At 49.9% G+C, this 4,371-nt stretch carries 2 protein-coding genes and 1 pseudogene; all 3 read left to right on the top strand.

What is annotated here, in order from left to right; translation table 11 throughout:
- A partial coding sequence (locus tag WBV75_RS10615) for an NADP-dependent isocitrate dehydrogenase (RefSeq protein WP_424120584.1) occupies window positions 1-1,232 on the top strand: 1,232 nt, incomplete at its 5' end.
- Window positions 1,233-1,526: 294 nt separating this feature from the next.
- Window positions 1,527-3,917: a TonB-dependent receptor gene (locus WBV75_RS10610; RefSeq protein WP_424120583.1), complete on the top strand. Its 2,391-nt coding sequence runs from the start codon at window positions 1,527-1,529 to the stop codon at window positions 3,915-3,917.
- Window positions 3,918-3,921: 4 nt separating this feature from the next.
- Window positions 3,922-4,371: pseudogene (locus WBV75_RS10605) on the top strand (DUF4249 domain-containing protein); the annotation flags it as partial.

Here is a 4,371-nt window from a genome sequence, read left to right as displayed (position 1 = left end):
TAAACTCCGATAAAGGAATAACCAACCTGCACGTTCCCAGCGACGTCATCATCGATGCCTCCATGCCCGCTATGATTCGCAATTCCGGTCAGATGTGGAATGCGGAAGGGAAATCTCAGGATACGATGGCCGTTATTCCGGACAGCAGCTATGCCGGTATCTACGAGGCCACTATAAATTTTTGTAAGAAATACGGGGCCCTGGATCCGCGAACGATGGGATCCGTTCCCAACGTGGGACTTATGGCGCAGAAGGCCGAGGAATACGGTTCGCACGACAAAACATTTGAAATAGCACAGGCGGGAAGTGTAAAGGTGATCGACAACGTCTCGGGAGAAGTCCTTTTAACGCATAAGGTGGCGCCAGGCGATATCTGGCGGATGTGCTCCGTAACCGATGCCGCCGTACAGGACTGGATTCAGCTGGCCGTGCGCCGGTCAGAAGAGTCGGGTACCCCGGCTGTTTTCTGGCTCGATGCACAGCGGGCCCATGACCGGGAATTGATTTCGAAGGTGGACACCTATCTTCCTGAAGCGGTTCGGGAAAAACTGGATATCCGGATTCTCTCACCGGAAGCGGCCACCTGGTACACCCTTGAAAGGATCCGTGAAGGGAAGGATACCATTTCAGTTACAGGGAATGTCCTCAGGGACTATCTCACGGACCTTTTTCCAATTTTGGAAGTTGGAACCAGTGCCAAAATGCTTTCAATAGTCCCTCTAATGCAGGGAGGAGGGCTTTTTGAAACAGGAGCCGGAGGTTCTGCCCCAAAACACGTACAACAATTTCTGGAAGAAGGACACCTGAGATGGGATTCCCTGGGGGAATTTATGGCCCTTGCGGTTTCTCTGGAGCACTTCAGCCAGAAATACGACAATGCAAAGGCCAGGGTCTTGTCCGAAACACTGGACCTGGCTACCGAAAAATTCCTGGATGAAAACAAATCCCCCTCCCGAAAAGTGGGGGAACTCGATACCCGCGGAAGTCATTTTTTCCTGGCCCTGTATTGGGCTCAGGCCCTTTCCGGCCAGACCGGGGATGCAGAACTCCGGGATATTTTTCAGGGTATAGCCCGTGCGCTGACTGACGCCGCACCGGACATTACCTCCGAGCTTCTTGCTGCCCAGGGCACTCCACAGGATATCGGTGGGTATTACCTGCCCGATCCTCACAAACGGGATGCGGCCATGCGCCCCAGTACCACTTTAAACCAGATAATCGATCAGCTGTAGGGACACTTATAGAAGCTGATTCTTTAAGAATATGTCATAGTCAGGGCTTGCCGTTCCATACCGCGATATGCTTCCCAATAACATACTACCATGGGGTAGTGCACTTGGCTAAGGCGGTAGTTATTTTGTAAAGCTACTGCTGGGAGATTGCCAAACTGCAATGAACATGCAGGAGTATTTTTTAGAGCATGGGAACTGAAAAAATGTCGCTGAGCGAATCGTAGGACATGCCCGAGGTACCCACTTGAAATAGAAGAGAACGCCTATATTTAAAAAAAATTGCTTTTCCATTCCATGAGGCTACCCTTTTTTGTATGTGCCCTGCTGGCCGTTTCCTTCCTGAATGCACAAAACCGATATACTTTAAGCGGTACCGTAAGTGAAGCTAAGAGTAATGAAACCCTTATAGGAGTGAGTATCCTGGTGCCCGAGCTGAGCACGGGAGCAGTGACCAATGAATACGGTTTTTACTCCCTGACCCTCCCCGAGGGCACTTATGAAGTGGTAGTAACCTATCTGGGATTTCAGGACATCCGGCGGGAAGTGACCCTGAATTCGAGCCAGCGTCTTGATTTTCAGATGGATGAAGAGGCGGAACAGCTGGACGAAGTTGTACTGACCGAAGACGTGGAACGCCTGGATATACGAAAACCCCAAATGAGTGTGTCTGCCCTTTCGGTCGAAACCATCAAGCAAATCCCGGTGGTCCTCGGGGAAGCCGATGTCATAAAATCCATTATTTTGCTTCCGGGGGTGACCAATGCCGGGGAGGCTTCCTCAGGCTTTAACGTCAGGGGTGGTGCTGTGGACCAGAACTTAATCCTCCTCGACGAAGCTATCATTTTCAATTCCTCCCACCTCTTCGGATTCTTTTCAGTATTCAACCCGGATGCGATAAAAGATGTCAAACTCTTCAAAGGTGGAATTCCGGCGCGTTACGGGGGCAGGGTTTCCTCTGTCCTGGAGATTTTCCAAAAAGAAGGGAACAGCAAAGAATTTCACATGAGTGGCGGTATCGGCGCCGTGGCGAGCAGGCTTTTGGCAGAAGGGCCCATAGTAAAAGACAGAGCCGCCTTTCTTATCGGGGGAAGGGCTTCATATGCCCACTTGTTTACCCCCCTTTTTGATATCGATAACCGTGCCTATTTCTACGACCTGAATACCAAACTAAATTTTAAGGTCGATGACCGGAACAGCCTCTTCCTCTCAGGGTATTTCGGGCGTGACCTTTTCAGCCTTAGCGATCTTTTTGTCAATACGTACGGCAATGCAGTCATTAATTTCAGGTGGAACCATATTTTTTCAGATAAACTCTTTTCGAACCTCTCCCTGATCTATTCGGATTATTACTACGGTCTGGAACTGGACTTTGTCGGTTTTGAATGGGATTCGGGCATCCAGAATTTCAACCTGAAATACGATTTAAAGCACTATCTGAGCGACAAACTTCAGGTCAACTACGGACTCAACAGTATTTATTATGTCTTTAACCCGGGGAAGATCATTCCCAATGGAGAAGATTCAGGAATCATCGAAGAGCAGCTGACTAAAAAATACGCCAACGAAAACGCCGCCTATGTGGACGTTTCACATGAGATCACGGATAAGATCAGCCTCGGCTATGGGTTGCGCATCAGTCAGTTTAACCGGCTCGGGCAGGATGAATTTTACGTCTATGAAAACGACAACCCTGTTGATTTTGATCCTTTCAGCCTGGTGTATCAGGAAGGAACGCCTATTGACACCCTGACCTCCGGACGGGGGGAGACCCTGGCCAATTTTTTCAACCTGGAACCGCGGTTTTCCATCGCCTATGCCATGAATGACAGGAATTCCGTGAAAGCGAGTTATACGCGGATGGCCCAATACCTCCATTTGCTTTCGAATACAAGTTCCCCTACCCCTCTGGATGTCTGGACCCCGAGCGGGCCGTACGTAGAACCTCAATTGCTGGACCAGTACGCCCTGGGATACTTCCGAAATTCCAAAAACGGGGAGTACAGTATAGAGACCGAAGTGTTTTACAAGGATGTGCAAAACCGAATCGACTATATCGACGGGGCCAACCTGATCGCCAATAACGCCATAGAACAAGTCATCCTCAATGGGGAAGCCCGGGCCTATGGGTGGGAGTTTCTTTTGCGGAAAAATACCGGGGCACTCACGGGCTGGCTTGCCTATACCCTGTCCCGTTCGGAGCAGCGAACCCCGGGACGTGATTTGGGTATCGACAACGGACGCTCGGGAATGGAAACAGGCATAAACCTGGGCGAGTGGTATAGTACGCCTTACGACAAAACCCACGATATCACGCTGTTTGCCAATTACGAACTGAATAAAAAGTGGAGCTTTAACGCCAATTTCATCTATCAAACCGGCCAACCGACCAATTATCCGATAGGTCAGTTTCAGTTTGAAGGGCTGGTAGTTCCTTATTTCGGACTGCGAAACCAGGAACGGCTCCCGGATTTTCACCGCCTGGATATCGCGGCAACCCTGAGGCCCTCAAACCCTTTTGGTAAAAAGTTCAGGGGGGAATGGGTCTTTAGTATTTACAACGTCTACAACAGAATGAATGCGGCGTCCATCAATTTCAGGCAGAACCAGGATACCGGGCGCAATGAAGCTGTACGGACGTCTATTTTTGGTATTGTCCCGGCCATAACCTATAATTTCAGATTCTGATCAGATGAAAAAGTGGTTTTTATACTTTCTGGTTTGTGCCACGGCCCTGACGGGATGTGAGGATGTGATCGATGTGGAAACACCTTCTGAAGACCCCCGCCTGGTCGTGGAAGGACTCTTACGGGTAGATACCACTCAAATGTGGATCCCTGTAGAGATTAAACTGACACAAACCTCAAATTTCTTCGGAACCATCGAGCCCGTTACCGATGTGGATGAAATCGTAATCATCATTCAGGAACTCAATGAAGAAGGTTTTCCCGAAGGAAATACGGGAACCTCCAGCCTGACCCAACTCGACCCCGGCAGTGGAATCTACGTCCCGGATCCCTCCTTTGACCGGGACCAGCGCATTCCGGTATCCGCAGTTCTGGAAGCCAATCTAGAATTCACCCTGGTGATCAGCTGGAGAGGCCGACGGTATGCGGCCAAGACACGATACGTCCCCTCCGTA

It is taken from the genome of Robiginitalea sp. (assembly GCF_049588695.1).
GTDB lineage: Bacteria > Bacteroidota > Bacteroidia > Flavobacteriales > Flavobacteriaceae > Robiginitalea.
The sequence above is the reverse complement of the archived record's forward strand: the minus strand, read 5'-3'. Positions and strand labels throughout refer to the sequence as shown.

What these genes read in the sequence shown, in the direction of transcription:
- WBV75_RS10610 (WP_424120583.1), top strand. Translation starts at nt 1,527, where the DNA reads ATGAGGCTACCCTTTTTTGTATGTGCCCTGCTGGCCGTTTCCTTCCTG.